The sequence below is a fragment of the Cellulomonas hominis genome (genome assembly GCF_005239125.1).
Taxonomy (GTDB): Bacteria; Actinomycetota; Actinomycetes; order Actinomycetales; family Cellulomonadaceae; genus Cellulomonas; species Cellulomonas hominis_A.
The window spans coordinates 1-17,758 of sequence record NZ_SZYE01000008.1 but is presented as its reverse complement, the minus strand read 5'-3'; the positions used below and the strand labels follow the sequence as shown (position 1 = coordinate 17,758).

The following is a 17,758-nucleotide window of genomic DNA, read 5'->3' as shown; positions in this document are numbered from 1 at the left end:
TCGGGCTCCCGGAATACCCCTGGGGGGTATAGCGTTGGGAGATGTGACGGGGTGCGCTCGCGCCTCGCACGGAGGGAGCGCGACGTGCACGGCTACAGCGGCGACAAGGACGACTACCTCAAGCGCCTGAAGCGCATCGAGGGGCAGGTGCGCGGCATCGCGCGCATGGTCGAGGAGGACGTCTACTGCATCGACGTGCTCACCCAGGTCTCCGCCGTGACCAAGGCGCTGCAGGCCGTGAGCATCGGCCTCGTCGAGGACCACCTGGGCCACTGCGTCGTCGACGCCGCCCGGCAGTCCCCGGAGGCCGGCGCCGAGAAGGTCCGCGAGGCCTCGGAGGCCATCGCCCGCCTCGTCCGCTCCTGAACCCCGCACCCGAGAGGAACACCACCGTGAGCCAGACCACCACGTTCTCCGTCGACGGCATGACCTGCGGCAATTGCGTCCGCCACGTCACCGAGGAGCTCAGCGCCCTGCCGGGCGTCACCGACGTGCGGGTCGACCTCGTCGCCGGCGGGTCGTCGCCCGTCACCGTCACCTCGGACGCGCCGCTCGCCGACGAGGCCGTCGCCGCCGCCGTCGACGAGGCCGGCTACGCCGTCACGCCGCGCAAGTCCCTGCTGTGACAGCCGACGCCCCGCGCACCGCCGACCTGCCCGTCGCGCCGGTCGGGACCGTCGACCTGGCCGTCGAGGGCATGACCTGCGCCTCCTGCGTCGCGCGCGTCGAGAAGCGCCTCAACCGCGTCCCCGGCGCCCGGGCGACCGTGAACCTCGCGCTCGAGAGCGCGCACGTCGAGGTGACGCCGGCCGAGGACGGCAGCACGCCGGACGTCGACGCGCTGGTCGCCGCCGTGCGCGCCGCGGGGTACGACGCGACGGTCACCGGCCGCCGCAGCCTCGCCGCGCCCACCGCCCCGGCGGCCGACGCGCCCGCCGGGCACGACGCGACGCAGCACCACGCGCCGCAGCACGCCGGCCACGACCTGGCCGGCACGGACCCCACCGAGCACGCCCTGTCCGGCCACAGCATGGCGCCGGACCACGACACGGACCCCGACGAGGACACGTCGGCCCCGACCGACGCGCGCGGCACCGACCTGCGCCGCCGGCTGCGGGTCGCGGCCGTGCTCACCGTCCCGGTCCTGCTGCTGTCGATGGTGCCCGCGTGGCAGTTCCGCGGCTGGCAGTGGCTGGTCGCCGTCCTCGCGCTCCCGGTCGCCACCTGGGCGGCCTGGCCGTTCCACCGCGCCGCTGTCCGCGCGGCCCGGCACGGGGCGTCGACGATGGACACCCTGGTGTCGATCGGCATCGTCGCGGCGACCGGCTGGTCGCTGTGGGCGCTGCTGCTCGGGGGTGCGGGCGCGCTCGGCATGACGATGTCGCCGACGCTGTGGCCCGCCGCCGACGACGGCATGGGCAGCCACATGCCCGAGCTCTACTTCGAGGTCGCCGCCGTCGTCACGACGTTCCTGCTCGCCGGCCGGTACGCCGAGCACCGCTCGCGCCGCCGGGCCGGGGACGCGCTGCGGTCCCTGCTGGACCTCGGCGCGAAGGACGTCGCGCTCCTCGTGACCGGCCCGGACGGCCGGCGCACCGAGCGACGCGTCCCGGTCGCCCGCCTCGGGGTGGGCGACGAGTTCGCCGTGCGCCCGGGCGAGAAGGTCGCCACGGACGGCGTCGTCGTCTCCGGCACCAGCGCCGTCGACACCAGCCTGCTGACCGGCGAGCCCGTGCCCGTCGACGTCGGGCCGGGCGACGAGGTCACCGGGGCCACGATCAACACCGGCGGCCACCTGGTCGTCCGCGCGAGCCGCGTGGGCGAGGACACCCGCCTGGCGCAGATCGGCCGGCTCGTGGCCGCCGCGCAGACGGGCAAGGCGCCGGTGCAGCGGCTCGCCGACCGGATCTCGGCCGTGTTCGTGCCGGTCGTGCTCGTGCTGGCGGTCGGCACCCTGACCGCCTGGCTGCTGTCCGGCTCGTCCGCGCAGGCCGCGTTCACCGCGGCGGTCGCGGTGCTGATCATCGCCTGCCCCTGCGCCCTCGGGCTCGCGACGCCCACGGCCCTGCTGGTCGGGACCGGGCGCGGCGCGCAGCTGGGTGTGCTGATCAAGGGCCCGGAGATCCTCGAGCAGACCCGCACCGTCGACACCGTGGTGCTCGACAAGACCGGCACGGTCACCGAGGGCCGCATGGCGCTCGTCGGCGTGCTGGCCGCCGGGGACGGCCCTGACGCCGGGGACCCCGGCGCCGGCACGGCGGACGACGCGGGCCCCGCCCGCACCGCCGCCCAGCGCGAGGTGCTCCGGCTCGCCGGCGCCGTCGAGGCGCTGGCGGAGCACCCGATCGCCCGCGCGGTCGCCGAGGCCGCGGCCGGGCTCGCCCCGGAGGCGGCGGGCGTCGGCGGGGACGGCGTCGGGATCGGCGCCGACGAGGTGCACGAGTTCCGGGCCGAGGCCGGGCGCGGCGTCAGCGGCGTGGTCCGCACCGCGCACGCCGGCGTCGGGCTGTCCCGGCGGGTGCTCGTCGGCCGGCCCGCGTGGCTCGCCGAGCAGGGCGTGCCCGCCGACGTCGACCTGGGCGCGCGGTTCGCCGCCGCCGAGGCCGACGGGGCCACCGCCGTGCTGGTCGCCTGGGACGGCGCCGCGCGCGGCGTGCTCGTGCTGCGGGACCCGGTCAAGGACGGCTCCCGGCGCGCGGTGGCGGACCTGCAGGCGCTCGGCCTGCGCCCCGTCCTGCTGACCGGCGACAACGCGGGCGCCGCCCGCGCGGTGGCCCGGGCGGTCGGGATCGCCGAGGCGGACGTGGTGGCCGAGGTGCTGCCCGCCGACAAGGTCGACGTCGTCCGGCGGCTGCAGGGCGAGGGCCGGCGGGTCGCGATGGTCGGCGACGGCGTGAACGACGCCGCGGCGCTCGCCACCGCGGACCTCGGGCTCGCGATGGGCACCGGCACGGACGTGGCGATCGAGGCCGCCGACGTGACGCTCGTCCGCGGCGACCTCCGGTCGGCGCCGCAGGCGGTGCGGCTGGCGCGCAGCACGCTGCGGGTCATCAAGCAGAACCTGTTCTGGGCGTTCGCGTACAACGTCGCGGCCATCCCGCTCGCGGCGTTCGGCCTGCTCAACCCGATGATCGCCGGCGCGGCGATGGCGTTCTCCTCGGTGCTGGTGGTGGCGAACTCGCTGCGCCTGCGCCGGTTCGCCTGACCCGGCGGCCCACGACCCCCCGGGGCGTCCGCACGGACGTCCCGGGGGGCGGCGTGCCGAGGCGCTACGGTCAGCACCGACCCCCCGCCCTTTGGAGGAGCCGTGCCCGCGTCCCGTCCCGTCCTCGAGATCGCCGTCCAGGACCTGGCGGGCTACCGCGTGGCGGCCGACGGGGGCGCGGCCCGCACCGAGGTGTGCGCCGCGCTCGCGGCGACGGGCGGGCTGACCCCCGGCGCCGGCCTGCTCGCCGCCCTGGTGGCCGAGCGGGACGCCCGGGCCGCGCGCGGCGACGCCGCCCCCGGGGTGCACGTGCTGGTGCGCCCGCGGCCGGGTCCCTTCGTCTACGACGCCGACGAGCTCGACGTGCAGGTCCGCGAGGTCCGCGCCGCCGTCGGCCTCGGCGTCGACGGCGTCGTCGTCGGGCCGCTCACCGCGGACGGCCGGGTGGACGAGCGCGCGCTGGCCGCCCTGCTCCGCGCCGCGGACGGCCGCGAGGTGACGTTCCACCGGGCCGTGGACTCCGTGGCCGACCCGCTCGCCGTCCTGGACGCCCTGGCCGGCGCCGGGGTCACCCGCGTGCTGTCCTCGGGCGGCGAGGCCCGCAGCATCGACGGCGTGCGCCGGCTCGCCGCCATGGTCGAGCACACCGCGGGCGCCGTCCAGGTGATGGCCGGCGGCGGCGTGCGACCCGTCGACATCGGCGCGCTCATCGCGGCCGGGGTGGACGCGGTGCACCTGTCCGCGAGCCGCACGGTGGCCGGCGACGGCGGCCCGGGCGGCGGCGGCTCCGCCGGCGGGTGGACGGTCACGGACCCGGAGGTCGTGGCCCAGGCGGCCGCCGCGCTCGCCCGCGCCTGACGGTGTCGGCGCCCCCCGGGCGTCCCCGCGGGCCCGCGCGGTCGGCGGCGGCACAGGCGGCGTCCAGGCGGGGTCCAGCCGCGCGTCCTACGCTGCCGACGTGACCGCCCTCGACCCGAGCACCCCCGGCGCCCCGCCCGTCTCGGATCGCGCCCGGCGCCGCCGCCTCACCGCCGAGGTCTGGATCGTGCTGGGCCTGTCCCTCGGCCAGTCCGCCGTCTACGCGGTCGTCAACATCGTCGCCCGCCTGACCGCGGAGACCCCGCTGGCGTCGCAGACCGCCACGCTGAACGCCAGCCGCTCGCCCCGGCCGTACCTCGACCTGATGTACCAGCTGCTGTCGATCGGGTTCGCCCTGGTGCCGGTCGCCCTGGCCCTGTATCTGCTCTCCGCCAACGGCCGCAGCGCCGCCCGCCGGATCGGCCTGGACGGCTCCCGCCCCGGCCGGGACCTCGGGGTGGGGTTCGGGCTGGCCGCGCTGATCGGGCTGCCCGGGCTCGCGCTGTACGTCGTGGGGCGCGCCGTCGGCATCACCGTCGAGGTGCAGGCCGCCGCGCTGGGCGCCGCGTGGTGGACCGTCCCCGTGCTGATCCTCTCGGCGCTGCAGAACGCGCTGCTCGAGGAGGTGGTCGTCGTCGGCTACCTGATGGAGCGGCTGCGGGAGCTGCGGTGGCGGACCCCGGCGATCCTGGTCACCTCGGCCGTCCTGCGCGGCTCGTACCACCTGTACCAGGGGATCGGCCCGTTCCTGGGCAACGTCGTGATGGGTCTGGTGTTCGCCGAGTACTACCGGCGCCGGCGGCGGACGATGCCGCTCGTGGTGGCGCACACGGTGCTCGACGTCGTGGCGTTCGTCGGGTACGCCCTGCTGCCGGTGGCGTGGCGCGAGGCGCTCGGGATCCGCTGACGCCGGTGCGCACTCAGACCGCGGTCGACCCCGCGGCGCGGCCGTCGGCCGCGAGCTGGCGGCTCAGCGAGCGGGTCGCGAACCCCGACACGAGCATCACCACGCCGGCCACGAAGGCGAACAGCCCGTACACGGTGAGGATCACGTCGACCGTGCCCTGGGGCTTGATCGCCAGGAGCAGGCCGAACAGGAACGCGATCAGCCCGAACACGAGCGTCCCGGACCACGCCAGGTCCCGCGCCCGGTACTGCGTCACGGCGACGATCACGGCGGTGACCCCGAGCACCAGCACCCAGAGCGCGAGCAGGTAGAACAGCACCAGCGCCGTCACGTCCGGCCACAGCATGATGAGCGCGCCGAACCCGATGCTGACCAGGCCCTCCGCGATGAGCCAGCCGAACCCGGGCCGGCCGCGGGCGAGCAGCGCCTGCAGCAGCACCACGGCACCGTCGACGACCGCGAACACGCCGAACACCCACACGAGCGCGACGAGCGTGCCCAGCGGCTCGACCAGCAGCAGCAGGCCCAGCACGATCATGAGCACGCCCCGGAGCACCGGCAGCCACCAGACCGACCGCAGCACCGCCGCGACCCTGCCCTGCACGTCCTGAGCCACGCGTACCTCCGGGTGCTCCAGCGGGCGGACCGCCGCCCCGCCGACGGCGTCCCTGCCGGTCACGCTAGCCCCCGGGGGTCATCCTCGCGACGGAGGCCGCGCCCGCGCGCGGTCATCCTCCAGGACGGATTCCGTGCGCAGGGCGTGCAGGAGGCCCCCGGGGAGACCGTCGCTGAATAGACTCGCCCCCATGCCCGACGCCTCGACCAGCGCGCCGGCGGCGTCCGGTCGACCCGACGGGCCCGCCGCGGGCGAGCGCAGCCAGGCCGGGCTCGACGGGCTCGGCCGGCCCCAGGTGCTGGACACCCCCGCGGTGCGGGTGCACCACCCGAGCGACCTGCTCGGCGTCGTGCTCAGCCTGGTCGGCGCGGTCGCGGTCATGGCGCTGGCGACGTACGCGCACAACACCACGTCGGGCGTCGCGGAGGACGTGCAGGGGTTCGCCTCGCTGCTCCGCCAGATCCTCGTGGTGCCGGTCGCGCTGCTCGAGACCGTCGTCACCTACCTCGTGCCGGTCGCCGTCCTCGCGGAGCTGGCCGTGCGCCGGCTCGGGCGGCAGATGGTCGAGGCGTCGGTCGCCGCCATCGTCGCCGTGCTCGCGTCGGCGGGCGTCGCGTGGCTGGTGGAGCACCTCGGGTCGGACCAGCTGGTCGCCGGGCTGTCCGTCCGGCTGAACGGCCAGCTGACGCTGTCGATCCCCGAGTACATCGCCCTGATCGCCGGCCTGCTGACGGCGACCGGCCCGCGGACCCGCCGGCGCACCGTGTCCTGGTCGTGGAACCTCGTGTGGGTCGCGGTGGGCGTCATGGTGATCACGGCGGGCACGTCGCTGCCCGGCGTCGCGATCGCCCTGCTCATCGGCCGGGCCGCCGGGCTCGCCGTCCGGTACGTGTCGGGCGTGCGGTCCGAGCGGGCCTACGGCGCGAGCCTGGTCGCCGGCGTGCGCCGCGCGGGCTGGCGGCCGCAGGTCCTGGTGCGGGTCCCCGACGAGGACGACGACCCGGCCGAGGTCGGGCCCCGGCCGGGCGGGGACGCGGCGCCGGACGCGACGCCGGGCAGCGCCGGGGCGCGGGCCGCGGTCCGGTACGCCGACCACCGTGCCTACGGCATGGTCACCGAGGACGGCCGGGAGCTCGACGTGCTCGTGCTCGACGGCGACCGCCAGGTGATCGGCTTCCTCAGCCGGCTGTGGCGGTCCCTGCGGCTGCGCGGGCTGGACGGCCGGTCGGTCGTCTCGCTGCGCCAGGCCGCCGAGCGCGCCGCCCTGCTCTCGTTCACCGCCTCCGCCGCGGGGGTCCGCACCCCCGCGCTGCGCGGCATCGCCGAGGCCGACTCCTCGATGCTGCTGGTGCAGGACCCGGTGCCGGCCGCCACGTCGCTCGCGGAGCTCGACCCCGAGGTGATCACCGACGACGTGCTGCGCGCGATCTGGGGGCAGCTGGGCACGGCCCACGAGGCCGGGCTCGCCCACCGCGCGCTGACCAGCGACGTGATCCTGGTCGCCGACGGACCCGACGACCCGACGGTGTGGCTCGTGGGGTGGGACCAGGGCGACGTCGCGTCCTCCGAGCTCGCCCAGCGCATGGACCGCACCCAGATGGTCGCCCTGCTCGCGCTCCGCGTCGGGCCGGCCCGGGCCCTGGAGTCGGCCGTCGCGGTCCTGCCCGAGGGCGACATCGCCGCGATCGGGCCGCTGCTGCAGACCATCACCCTGCCGCGCCGCACCCGCGAGGAGCTGCGCGCGCACAAGGAGGTGCTGGCCGAGCTCCGCTCCGCGCTGGTCGCGCGGCTGCCGGAGGCCGACGTCGAGCCCGTGCAGCTGATCCGGTTCGGCGCGCGCACCGTGCTGACGATCCTGCTCACCACGGCCGCCGTCATCATCCTGCTGACGTCGATCAACCTGCAGACCATCCTCGACGCGCTGTCGACCACGGACTGGCGGCTGAGCGTCCTGGCGTTCCTGCTCGGCATGGCGACGCTGTTCGGGGCGGCGCTGTCCCTGGTGGCGTTCTCCCCGGTGAAGCTGTCCCTGTGGCGGGCCTCGGTCGCGCAGTCGGCGTCCACGTTCGTGGCGCTCGCGGCGCCGGCCGGCATCGGGCCCGCCGCCATCAACCTCCGGCTGCTGACCCGCCGCGGCACCTCGGCGTCGCTCGCGACGGCGACCGTCGCGCTCGTGCAGGTGTCGCACTTCGTCGTGACGCTGCCGATGCTCCTGGTGCTGTCGGTGGCGTCCGGCACGAACCAGCTGGAGCGGTTCACCGTGTCGCCCACGGTCATCGTGGTGATCGGCGTGCTCGCGGCCGCGGTCGGTGCCGCGCTCCTGGTGCCGAAGGTGCGGCAGTGGGTCGCCGCCAAGACGCTGCCGACGGTGCAGCAGACCTGGCCCCGCCTCATCGAGGTGGTCGGCCAGCCGTTCCGGCTCGGGGTCGGGCTCGCGGGCAACCTGATCACGACGTTCGGGTACATCCTCGCGTTCGAGGTGTGCCTGCTGGCCTTCAACCAGCACCTGTCGCTCGTGCAGGTCGCGATCGTCTACCTGGCGGGCAACACGGCCGGGTCCATCGCCCCGACCCCCGGGGGCATCGGCACCACCGAGATCGCCCTCGCGGGCGCGCTGACGGTGGTCGGCGTGAACCCGGGTGTCGCGACCTCGGTCGCGGTGCTGTTCCGCGTGCTCACCTACTGGCTGCGGATCCCGGTCGGGTGGGCCGCGATGCGCTACATGCAGCGCGTCGGCGAGCTCTGACGACCGGGCCCGCGGGTCAGGAGGCGGACGTGCACTCGCGCTGCGTGGGCACGAGGTCCGCGTGCGCCGCGAGGGTCGCCGCGATGCGGGACCAGGAGGACAGGCGCGTCGCGGCGCGCCCCGTCACGTCGGAGCGGAGGTCGGAGCCTCGCTGCTCGGCCGGCTCGTAGAAGCCGCGCTGTTCCATGGCAGATCCTTCGTTCGGCAGCCCGGCTGACCTGCGGGGGTCCCGTGGCTTTGCGTCCCCTCCTCGCGGAGGGTTTGCCCTTGTCGCTGACACGGCGACTGTAGGCCCGCCACCCGGACGAGCGGAAGGGGGCGGACGGCACCCGTCCCGCCAGAACTCGCATTTCACCCACTCGGGCCAAAGCGGACAAAACGCGCGGTGCGCGGCGGCCCGTCGCCCCGACCCGCGCGGTCCGACGAACGCGCAGGTCAGGGCGCCGTTCAGGCCGCGGGCACCGCCACCGCACGCAGGAACGACTCCAGCAGCGGTCCCGCGGTCGTCGACCCGAAGTCGCCGGTCTCGACGAACACCGCGACCGCCAGGTCACCCTGCGCCGCGATCATCCACGCGTGGTTCTGCAGGTCGTCGCCGGCCCCGTACTGCGCCGTGCCGGACTTCGCGATCACCTCGGGGCCGGGCACGTCCTGCAGGAAGTCGCCGCCGCCCTCGGTGACGACGGCCCGCATCATCGACCGCAGGGCCTCGGTCTCCTCGGCCGTCAGCGGCTGCTCCGGCTCGGGCGCCGGGGTGGCGGTCTCCGCCCCCCCGAGCAGCAGCCGCGGCGTGACCCGCCCGCCCGCGGCCACCGAGGCCGCGACCGTCGCCATGCCGAGCGGGGTCGCCTGGACCCGCGCCTGGCCGATCATCGACGCCGCGTGGTCGGTCCCGCCGGTGGCCTCGGCCGGGACCTCGCCGAGCGTAGCCGCGAACCCGAGGTCGGCGTCCGGGACCAGGCCCAGCGACGCGGCCGCGGCCGCCAGCGCCTCCTGCGGGGCGGTGCCCGCGGCCGTGAGGAACGCGGTGTTGCACGACTCGGCCACGGCGGTGCGCAGCGTGATGTCGCCGAGGGCGTCGGCCGGGTAGCCCGGGTAGTTCTGGAACGACCGGCCGTCGACGGTCGCCGTCTCGGGGCACGTCACGGTGCTGTCCGGGGTCAGGCCGGCGCGCAGCAGCGCCAGCGAGGACGCGACCTTGAACGTCGACCCGGGCGCGTACAGGCCGAGGGTGGCGGTCGACATGCCGCCGCCGCCCGGGCCGCTCGCCGCGGCGAGCACGTCGCCGGTGGACGGGCGGATCGCGACGATCGCGCTCGCGCTGCCCGGGACCGTGGCGACGAGGTCCTCGGCCGCCTGCTGCACCGCCGGGTCGAGCGTCGTGCGCAGCGGCTCGCCGACCAGGGGCTCGGTGTGGAAGAGCTCCCGCTCCTGCGCGCCGCCGGCGGTCGCCACGACCGTCAGGCCGGGCTCGCCCCGCAGCTGCTCGTCGAACTGGGCCTGCAGCCCGCTCAGCCCCGCGAGGTCGCCCGGCACCACGGCGCCGTCCGACTCCTCGACGATCTCGGCCGTCGCCTGGCCGACCGATCCCAGCACGGGCCGCGCGAACGCGCGGTTCGGCGCCAGCGGGAGCGCCGTCTCGAGCATGTTCACCCCGGGGACCACGGACAGCGCCCCGCGGTCGTAGGCCGGGTCGTCCGCCCGCACGACGATCGCCTCGACGAACGCCTTCTCGCCCGCCGCCGCGACCTGCGCGGCGTAGGCCTCGGGGTCCAGCCCGAGCATGCCCGCGAGATCCCGCGCCGCCGCGTCCGCGTCCGCCGCCGCGACCCGGGTCTTGTCGATGCCGATCCGGAAGACCGGGCGGGACTCCACCAGCACCGCGTCCCCGGCGCCGAGCACGTCCGCCCGCTCCGCCTGCACCCGGTGCACCTGCAGGGTCTCGCCGGCCGCGAGGTCGGGGGCGAGCAGCATCGGCGACCAGCGGGCGCGCCACGCGTCGTCCACCTTCGCGAGGGTCGCGTGCGTGGTGTACGTCCACTGCGCGGCGCTGCTGCCGACGTCCCAGGTGAAGGTGAGCTCGACGGACGCGGCCGCGTCGTCGTCCGCCGCGGCCACCACGTCGCCGGCGGCGACCTCGGGCTGCCACGGGTCGAGCCCGGCGTACGCGGCGGTGCGCGCCTCGCCCGCCTCCGCCGCGGTGGCGCCGTCGAGCGGGACGTCCGCGAAGTCGCCCGACGCGATCGCCTCCGCGAGCGCGTCCGCGGCCTGCTGCCGGTCGTCCGGCCCGCCCGAGCACGCGCCCAGCGCGCCGACCAGCGCGAGCACCACCCCGACGGCGACCCCCCGCCGCACGCCGACCCGACCCCCCGCGAACCGCACCGCGCCCACACGCCTCACCCCGTCGTCCTGCCGCCTCCCGGGGCGACGCGCCACCGGCACCGTCAGCCTAGGGACCGGCTGCCTCGGGCACGGGCCGTTCGGGGCACCGAGTCCGCGGATGTGCTGTGCGCGTCCTGTGCGCGCCCGGACCCCCGCCCCGTGCGGTTGACGACCGCGCGCGACGCCCCGTGGAATGGTGCGATGTCGCCTCCCGACCTGCCCTGCAGTCCCGTGCGGCGAGCCCGCACCACCCCGCGCGCCGTTCGCACCCGCCGCACGGGGGCTCGCCGCTGATGGACGCCGAGACCTGGGGCAGCATCGGCCTCGTCCTGCTCTTCATCCTGGTCGGCGGGGTGTTCGCCGGTACCGAGATCGCGCTCGTCTCGCTGCGGGAGAGCCAGCTCAACCAGCTCGAGCGGCAGAGCACCCGCGGCGCGCGCGTCGCGACGGTCGCCCGGGACCCGAACCGGTTCCTCGCGGCCGTGCAGATCGGCGTGACCGTCGCCGGCTTCTTCTCCGCCGCGTACGGCGCCTCGACCATCGCGCCGGACTTCGCGCCGGTCCTCGAGTCGCTCGGCGCGTCCCCCGGGCTGGCACGCAGCATCGCGCTGATCGCCCTGACGCTCGTGATCGCGTACCTCTCGCTGGTGCTCGGGGAGCTCGTCCCCAAGCGCATCGCCCTCCAGCAGTCCGCCCGGGTCGCGCTGGCGGTCGCGCCGCCGCTCGACCGGTTCGCCACGCTCATGCGCCCGGTGGTCTGGCTGCTGTCGGCGTCGACCAACCTGCTGGTGCGGCTGTTCGGCGGCGACCCCCACGCCACCAGCGAGGAGATGTCCGAGGCCGAGCTGCGCGACCTGGTCATCGCCCACCAGGGCCTGCCCGAGGACGAGCGGCGCATCCTCGGCGACGTGTTCGCCGCCACCGACCGCTCGGTGGCCGAGGTCATGCGGCCGCGGCCCGAGGTGCACTTCCTGGAGGCCGACCTGACGCTCGCGGACGCCCTGGACCGGGTGCGGGACCAGCCCTGGTCCCGGTACCCCGTCATCGGCGACGACTTCGACGACGTGCTGGGCTTCCTGCACATCCGCGAGCTGCTCGAGGCACCGGACCGCGCCGGGGTCCGGGTCCGCGACGTCATGCGGGAGATCGTCGTGCTGCCCGGCACCAACAAGCTGCTGCCGTCGCTGTCGTCCATGCGCCGCGAGGGCGTGCACATCGCGGTCGTCGTCGACGAGTACGGCGGCACCGACGGCATCGTCACCCTCGAGGACCTGGTCGAGGAGCTGGTCGGGGACATCCGCGACGAGTACGACATGCCCGGGTCCTCCGGGGCCGAGGCCCGCGAGGGTGCGTCGGGCTCCTACGACGCCGGCATCACCATCGAGGAGTTCACCGCGCTCACCGGGATCCCGCTCGCCGACGGCCCGTACGAGACGGTCGCGGGGTTCCTGATCGCGCGGCTCGGGCGGCTCGGCGCGGTGGGCGACGCGGTGGACGTCGGCGGCCGCCGGGTCGAGGTGGCCGCGGTCGACGGCCGGCGCATCGCGCGGGTGCGCGTCGTGCCGCCGCCGGAGCAGCCGCCGGCGACCGAGCGCGGCTGACCGGCCGGCGGCGGCCCGCCCGCGCGCTCGGGATGCGCGCGCGGGTGCGCTGCCCCACGCTTGTCCCCAGCCGGCAGCGACCGGGGACGAGCGGGAGGGAGCGCGCGCGATGGCACACCAGCGGCACCGCCTCGTGCTCGACCCGGAGCCCGGCTCCGTCGCGACCGGCCGCCGGTGGGCCGCCCACGAGGCCGAGGAGGCCCACGCGACCGTCGAGGCCGCGCGCACCGTCGAGCTGCTGACCAGCGAGATCCTGACCAACGCCGTCGTGCACACCCGCGCGCACCGGCGCATCGCGGTCACCACGGACTGCCACGACGGCTGCGTGCGCGTCGAGGTCACGGACCCCGACCCGACGCTGCCCCTGGTCAAGCCGGGGAACGCCCGGCGGCTCGGCGGCCACGGCATGCGGCTCGTCGACGCCCTCGCCACGGCGTGGGGGATCGACCTGCACCCGGGCCGCGGCAAGACGGTGTGGTTCGAGACGGGCACGGGCGAGCACGGCCTGACCGCCTGACGAGACCGCCCGCGGCGGGCGATGCCGCGGGCTGCGGTGCGCCGCCACCATGACGGCATGCCGCACCCCCGCCCGCCCCGAGGAACGCCCCGCGCGACGCGCCCGCCGGGGCGGGCGCGGCTCCGCACCGCCCTGCGCACGGTCGGCAGCACGGCGCTGCTCGTCGTCCTGTACCTCGGGCGTCCGCTCGACCGGCCCACGCCGGCGACGCTCGCGCTGCTCGTGGCCGGGCTGGTGCTGCTCGTGCTGCTGCTGGGCTGGCAGGTCCGGAGCGTCGTGGGCTCCCCGTACCCCGTGCTGCGCGCGATCGAGGCCTTCGTGACGGCGACGGTGCTGTTCGTGGTGCTGTTCGCCGCCGGGTACACGTCGCTGTCCGATGCGGTGCCCGGCGCGTTCACCGAACCCGTCGACCGCCTGGACGCCCTGTACTTCACGATGACGGTGCTGGCCACGGTGGGGTTCGGCGACATCACGCCGGTCACCGGGCCCGCCCGGGTCGTGGTGACGCTCCAGATGGTGTGCGGGTTCGCGTTCGCGGCGCTGGTGGGGCGCGAGTTCCTGGCCGCGGTGCGGCGGGCGCAGGACGGCCGCGACGCCGACGACGGGGGCCCCGCTCCCGGACCGCCCGGCCCGCGGGGCTGAGCGGTCCGGGCGGCCCGCGGCCGTCAGGCGGTGGCCGGCGCCCGGTGCGCGCCCGAGCCGTCCGCGCCCGCGGCGGCCGTGCCCGCCTGCCCCAGCGCGTGGTTCTTGAGCACGACGAACTCCTCCGGGCTGATGGCGCCCTCGTCCAGCAGCGCCTTCGCCTGGGCGACCTGCTGCGCCGGCGACCCGGCGCCCGCCACCTCGCGGATGTACGTCTCCCCGGCCCGGCGGGCCGCGACGGCCGCCTCGGCGCTGCGCTCCGCCATGCCGCGCCCGCGTGCGATCAGGTAGACCAGCGCCGTCAGGAAGGGCAGCACGAGCAGGAAGACCAGCCACACCGCCTTCCACCAGCCGCTGAGCTCCCGGTCGCGGAACAGGTCCGTGATGATCGAGAACAGGGCGAACAGGTAGGCGATGAAGACGAACGCCCACACGAACCACCAGATGATGTCCCAGAAGTCGGTCCAGAACCCCACCGCCACCACGCTCCTCTCGTCCCGGCGCGCGCCCCGGGTGCGCCCGCCCCCCTCTCCTCGACGCTAGGACCGCGGGACGCGCGCCGGACCACCCGGTCGGGATGAGCCGCCCCGTGCGCCCGACGCGGAATGCGCAGCACCGCCCGCCGGTTCGCACCGGTATGAGAGCTGTCGTGTACGAGGAGTTCGGCGGGGCGGACGTGCTCCGGGTCGAGGACCGGCCGGAGCCGCACATCGGTGCGGACGCCGTGGTCGTCAAGGTCGCCGCCGCGTCCCTGAACCCGGTCGACTACAAGATCCGCGAGGGGTACCTGCGCGGCCTGATGGACGTGTTCTTCCCGGCGATCCCGGCGTGGGACGTGTCCGGGACGGTCGTGAAGGCGGGGCTGGACACCCCCGAGCTGCAGGTCGGCGACGAGGTGCTGGCGTACGTCCGCAAGGACGTGGTGCAGGACGGCACCCTCGCGGAGTACGTCGCCGTGCCGGTGCGCACGGCCGCCAAGAAGCCGGCCGGGCTGTCCTTCGAGGCGGCCGCGGCCCTGCCGCTCGCCGGGCTCACCGCGCTGCAGAGCATCCGCCGCGCGGGCCTGACCGAGGGCCAGACGGTCCTGGTGCACGCCGCGGCCGGCGGGGTGGGCTCCATCGCGGTGCAGCTCGCGGTCCACGCCGGCGCCCGCGTCGTCGGCACCGCCTCCCCGGGCAACCACGACTACCTGCGCTCGCTCGGCGCCGAGCCGGTCGCGTACGGCGACGGGCTGGTCGACGCCGCGCGGGCCGCGGCGCCGGACGGGTTCGACGTGGTCCTGGACTACGTCGGCGGCCAGGCGATCGAGACCGCCCCCGCGCTGCTGCGCCCCGGCGGCACGATCGCGTCGATCACGGACGCCCGGGCGCGCGACGAGCTCGGCGGCCAGTACGTGTGGGTCCGCCCGGACAGCGCCGACCTGGCACACCTGGCCGACCTCGCGGCGCGCGGCGTGGTGAAGGTCGAGATCGCGCAGACGTTCCCGCTGGAGCAGGCCGCGGAGGCCTACCGCGCCCTCGAGACCGGCCACACCCGCGGCAAGATCGTCGTCACCGTCTGACGGGTTCCCCGCGAGCCCCGGCCCGCGCGGGTCACACCGCGCGGGCCGCCAGGAGGTCGCGGGTGACCGGGTGGGCCGGGGCGCCGAACACCTCGGGCACCGGACCCTGCTCCACCACCCGCCCGCCGCTCATCACCAGCACCCGGTCGCACACCCGCCGGATCACGCCCAGGTCGTGCGAGACCAGCACCATCGCCACCCCGGTGTCCCGGCGCAGCTCCACGAGCAGGTCGAGGACCGCCGCCTGCACCTGCACGTCGAGCGCCGACACCGGCTCGTCCAGCAGCAGCACCCGCGGCCCGGACGCGAGCGCCCGGGCGATCGCCACCCGCTGCCGCTGGCCCCCGGACAGCGTGCGCGGCCGGCGGTCCAGGACCTCGACGGGCAGGTGCACCCCCGCGAGCAGGGCGGCCGCCGCGGCATCCCGGTCGGCGCGCGCCGGCGGGTGCGGCGCGGTCGCCAGCGCGGCGCGCAGCACCGCCCGCACCGTGAGCCGCGGGTCGACGCTCCCCAGCGGGTCCTGCGGCACCAGGCGGACCCCCGGGCGCAGCGCCCGCCGGTCCCGCTCGGGCAGCGCCGACCAGGGCCGCCCGTCGAGCAGCACCTCGCCGGCGTCCGGGGCGTCGGCGGCGAGCAGCAGCCGGGCCAGCGTCGTCTTCCCCGAGCCGGACTCCCCCACCAGACCGACGGCCTCGCCCGCGCGCACGACGACGTCCACCGCGTCGACGGCCGTCACCGACCCGCCGCCCGGCAGCGGGAACGCCCGCCGCAGCCCCCGGCCCTCCAGCACCGGCGGGCCGGGCTCCGCGACCGCACCGGGACCGTCGCCCAGCCGCGCCGCCGCGACCAGCTCGCGGGTGTAGGTCTCGCGCGGCGCGCCGAGCACGGCCGCCGTCGTCCCCTCCTCGACCACGCGGCCGTCCCGCAGCACCACGACCCGGTCGGCCACCCGCGCCACGGCGCCCAGGTCGTGCGTGACCAGGACGACCGCGGTGCCCGCGTCCCGCAGCTCCCCGAGCAGGGCGAGCACCCGGGCCGCGACCGTCGCGTCCAGGGCCGTCGTCGGCTCGTCGGCGACCAGCAGCGGCGGCCGGGCGACGACCGCGGACGCGATGAGGGCCCGCTGCCGCATGCCGCCGGACAGCTCACCGGGGCGCTGCCGCGCGCGCACGGCGGGGTCGGGCAGGCCCGCCTCGTCCAGCGCGGCGATCACCCGCTCGGCGCGCTCGACCCGGGGCACCCGGGCGCCGGGCGCCGCCGGATCCCCACCGGATCGTCCCGTCGCCCCCTGATCGATCGGCCGGTGGCGCGCCGATCCGGTGGGGAACGGGAGTCGGGGCCGCCGGGCCGCCCCGGGCCGCCGCACGGCGAGCGCCTCGCCGACCTCGGCGCCGACGGTGCGCAGCGGGTCCAGCGAGCCGAGGGCGTCCTGGAGCACCAGCCCGACGTCCCGGCCGCGCGCGGCGCGCCAGTCCCGTGCCGAGAACGCGAGCGCGTCCCGGCCGAGCAGCGCAAGCCGGTCCGCGCGCACGTCGGCGCGCGCCCCCTCGCCCGCCAGGCCGACGAGCGTGCGCGCCAGCACCGACTTGCCCGCGCCGGAGCCGCCCACGACCGCGACGCACTCTCCCGCCGCCACCCGCAGGTCGACGCCGTGCAGCACCTCGCCGCCGCGCGGGAACGCGACCCGCAGGCCGGCGACGTCGAGGACCGGGGCCTCGCCGTCCGGCGAAACGCCCGCCTCGGCACCCGCGGCCGGCACCGGCACCCGGGCGCCCGGCACCGGCACCCGCGCGCCCGGCACCGGGGTGCCCTCCGCCGGCCCGCTCACGTCGCCACCGCCCCGACGCGCCGGCCCAGCACCGTCAGCGCCGCCGCGGTCACCGTGATCGCCAGCCCGGGGAACACCGTCAGCCACCACGCCGTGTCGATGTAGACCCGCCCCGCGTTCAGCATCGCCCCCCACTCCGGGGACGGCGGCAGCGTCCCCAGCCCGAGGAAGCTCAGCGCGCACACCCACACCACGGCCTGCCCGATCCCGAGGGTCGCGACCGACACCAGGGGCCACAGCGTGTTGGGCACCACGTGCCGGAGCAGCACCGTCGGCGACCCGTGGCCCTCGAGCCGCGCCGCCTCCACGTAGCCGCTGGTCGCGACGGACCGGACGCGGGCGCGCAGCATCCGGGCGTACCCGGGCGCGGTGGCCGCCCCGACGGCCAGCACCGACGCCTCGACGCCTGCGCCCAGCACCGCCACCAGCAGCAGCGCCAGCACCAGGGTCGGCAGCGCGAACAGCACCTCGAGCACCCGGCCGATCGCCGCGTCGAGCCAGCGCGGTCCGAGCCCCGCGGCGAACCCCAGCACCAGCCCCGCGCCCACGCCGATCGCCGTCGCGGCCGCGCCGATGCCGAGCGACGCCGCCGCCCCGTGCACCACCCGGGTGTAGACGTCGCGCCCGGACTCGTCGGTGCCGAACCAGTGCCCCGGTCCCGGCGGGGTGAACGCGGCACGCGCGTCGATCGCGTTCGGGTCGCCCGGGGCCAGCACGTCGGGCCGCACCACGGCGACGGCCATCCACAGCACCGCGAGCGCCGCGAGCACGCCGAGCGCGCCGACCTCTACCGGCAGGCGCAGCAGATCGTGCTGGAGGGGTACTACATCCTCCCGCTCTACGACCAGCAGAACCACTTCCTCACCCGCGGCGTCACCGGGATGCGGACGCTGGA

General features: G+C 76.8%; 16 protein-coding genes and 1 riboswitch. Of the genes, 10 read left to right on the top strand and 6 right to left on the bottom strand.

Annotated features, from left to right (window positions below; all coding sequences use genetic code 11):
- Positions 1–84: 84 nt before the first annotated feature.
- The 5 genes from FA014_RS02465 (at position 85) to FA014_RS02445 (ending at position 4,970) form a co-directional block, all read left to right on the top strand.
- Complete coding sequence (locus FA014_RS02465; RefSeq protein ID WP_230322803.1) at positions 85–366, top strand: metal-sensitive transcriptional regulator; 282 nt, start codon at positions 85–87, stop codon at positions 364–366.
- A 26-nt stretch (positions 367–392) separates the two neighbouring features.
- Positions 393–626 (top strand): heavy-metal-associated domain-containing protein, encoded by a 234-nt coding sequence (locus FA014_RS02460; protein WP_154728125.1) that lies wholly within the window; start codon positions 393–395, stop codon positions 624–626.
- Between the two features lie 71 nt (positions 627–697).
- Positions 698–3,205, top strand: a complete 2,508-nt coding sequence (locus tag FA014_RS02455) for a heavy metal translocating P-type ATPase (protein WP_154728160.1) — start codon at positions 698–700, stop codon at positions 3,203–3,205.
- A 102-nt stretch (positions 3,206–3,307) separates the two neighbouring features.
- Complete coding sequence (locus FA014_RS02450) at positions 3,308–4,063, top strand: copper homeostasis protein CutC (RefSeq protein ID WP_154728124.1); 756 nt, start codon at positions 3,308–3,310, stop codon at positions 4,061–4,063.
- A gap of 100 nt (positions 4,064–4,163) precedes the next feature.
- Positions 4,164–4,970, top strand: coding sequence for a CPBP family intramembrane glutamic endopeptidase (locus FA014_RS02445; RefSeq protein ID WP_154728123.1), 807 nt, complete (start codon positions 4,164–4,166; stop codon positions 4,968–4,970).
- A 13-nt stretch (positions 4,971–4,983) separates the two neighbouring features.
- Here the strand turns inward: FA014_RS02445 and FA014_RS02440 are convergent, their stop codons facing one another.
- Positions 4,984–5,649: an HdeD family acid-resistance protein gene (locus FA014_RS02440; RefSeq protein WP_230322802.1), complete on the bottom strand. Its 666-nt coding sequence runs from the start codon at positions 5,647–5,649 to the stop codon at positions 4,984–4,986.
- A gap of 127 nt (positions 5,650–5,776) precedes the next feature.
- Between FA014_RS02440 and FA014_RS02435 the strand changes: the two genes are divergently transcribed.
- Positions 5,777–8,332, top strand: coding sequence for a lysylphosphatidylglycerol synthase transmembrane domain-containing protein (locus FA014_RS02435; RefSeq protein ID WP_154728122.1), 2,556 nt, complete (start codon positions 5,777–5,779; stop codon positions 8,330–8,332).
- Between the two features lie 16 nt (positions 8,333–8,348).
- Here the strand turns inward: FA014_RS02435 and FA014_RS02430 are convergent, their stop codons facing one another.
- Both FA014_RS02430 and FA014_RS02425 read right to left on the bottom strand, forming a co-directional pair.
- Positions 8,349–8,519, bottom strand: coding sequence for a hypothetical protein (locus FA014_RS02430; RefSeq protein ID WP_154728121.1), 171 nt, complete (start codon positions 8,517–8,519; stop codon positions 8,349–8,351).
- 13 nt (positions 8,520–8,532) lie between these two features.
- Positions 8,533–8,608: riboswitch (cyclic di-GMP riboswitch) on the bottom strand.
- A 171-nt stretch (positions 8,609–8,779) separates the two neighbouring features.
- Entirely contained in the window at positions 8,780–10,687 is a 1,908-nt protein-coding gene (locus FA014_RS02425) for a penicillin-binding transpeptidase domain-containing protein (RefSeq protein WP_230322801.1), read from the bottom strand.
- A gap of 320 nt (positions 10,688–11,007) precedes the next feature.
- Here FA014_RS02425 and FA014_RS02420 point away from each other — a divergent pair, with 320 nt between their 5' ends.
- From FA014_RS02420 to FA014_RS02410, 3 genes are all read left to right on the top strand, one after another.
- Positions 11,008–12,315: a hemolysin family protein gene (locus FA014_RS02420; RefSeq protein ID WP_154728120.1), complete on the top strand. Its 1,308-nt coding sequence runs from the start codon at positions 11,008–11,010 to the stop codon at positions 12,313–12,315.
- Between the two features lie 109 nt (positions 12,316–12,424).
- On the top strand, positions 12,425–12,832 hold the full coding sequence (locus tag FA014_RS02415; RefSeq protein ID WP_154728119.1) for an ATP-binding protein: 408 nt from the start codon (positions 12,425–12,427) through the stop codon (positions 12,830–12,832).
- Positions 12,833–12,889: 57 nt separating this feature from the next.
- Positions 12,890–13,474: a potassium channel family protein gene (locus FA014_RS02410; protein WP_195969130.1), complete on the top strand. Its 585-nt coding sequence runs from the start codon at positions 12,890–12,892 to the stop codon at positions 13,472–13,474.
- 23 nt (positions 13,475–13,497) lie between these two features.
- On the opposite strand, the gene FA014_RS02405 is transcribed toward FA014_RS02410, so the two are convergent.
- The gene (locus FA014_RS02405) at positions 13,498–13,959 is read right to left on the bottom strand and encodes a PLDc N-terminal domain-containing protein (RefSeq protein WP_328288166.1); all 462 of its coding nucleotides are present in this window, start codon (positions 13,957–13,959) and stop codon (positions 13,498–13,500) included.
- 152 nt (positions 13,960–14,111) lie between these two features.
- Between FA014_RS02405 and FA014_RS02400 the strand changes: the two genes are divergently transcribed.
- Positions 14,112–15,035: an NADP-dependent oxidoreductase gene (locus tag FA014_RS02400; RefSeq protein ID WP_154728117.1), complete on the top strand. Its 924-nt coding sequence runs from the start codon at positions 14,112–14,114 to the stop codon at positions 15,033–15,035.
- Positions 15,036–15,066: 31 nt separating this feature from the next.
- Here FA014_RS02400 and FA014_RS02395 read toward each other — a convergent pair whose 3' ends face one another.
- The gene (locus FA014_RS02395; RefSeq protein WP_230322800.1) at positions 15,067–16,863 is read right to left on the bottom strand and encodes an ATP-binding cassette domain-containing protein; all 1,797 of its coding nucleotides are present in this window, start codon (positions 16,861–16,863) and stop codon (positions 15,067–15,069) included.
- On the bottom strand, positions 16,860–17,720 hold the full coding sequence (locus FA014_RS02390) for an ABC transporter permease (RefSeq protein WP_230322799.1): 861 nt from the start codon (positions 17,718–17,720) through the stop codon (positions 16,860–16,862). Before FA014_RS02390 ends, FA014_RS02395 begins: the two co-directional genes overlap by 4 nt.
- Positions 17,721–17,758: the final 38 nt, after the last annotated feature.

Bases quoted from the DNA above. Each gene is read 5' to 3' on its own strand.
- FA014_RS02400 (WP_154728117.1), top strand. From the start codon at position 14,112: ATGAGAGCTGTCGTGTACGAGGAGTTCGGCGGGGCGGACGTGCTCCGG.
- FA014_RS02435 (WP_154728122.1), top strand. From the start codon at position 5,777: ATGCCCGACGCCTCGACCAGCGCGCCGGCGGCGTCCGGTCGACCCGAC.
- FA014_RS02420 (WP_154728120.1), top strand. From the start codon at position 11,008: ATGGACGCCGAGACCTGGGGCAGCATCGGCCTCGTCCTGCTCTTCATC.
- FA014_RS02455 (WP_154728160.1), top strand. From the start codon at position 698: ATGACCTGCGCCTCCTGCGTCGCGCGCGTCGAGAAGCGCCTCAACCGC.
- FA014_RS02410 (WP_195969130.1), top strand. From the start codon at position 12,890: ATGCCGCACCCCCGCCCGCCCCGAGGAACGCCCCGCGCGACGCGCCCG.
- FA014_RS02415 (WP_154728119.1), top strand. From the start codon at position 12,425: ATGGCACACCAGCGGCACCGCCTCGTGCTCGACCCGGAGCCCGGCTCC.
- FA014_RS02430 (WP_154728121.1), bottom strand. From the start codon at position 8,519: ATGGAACAGCGCGGCTTCTACGAGCCGGCCGAGCAGCGAGGCTCCGAC.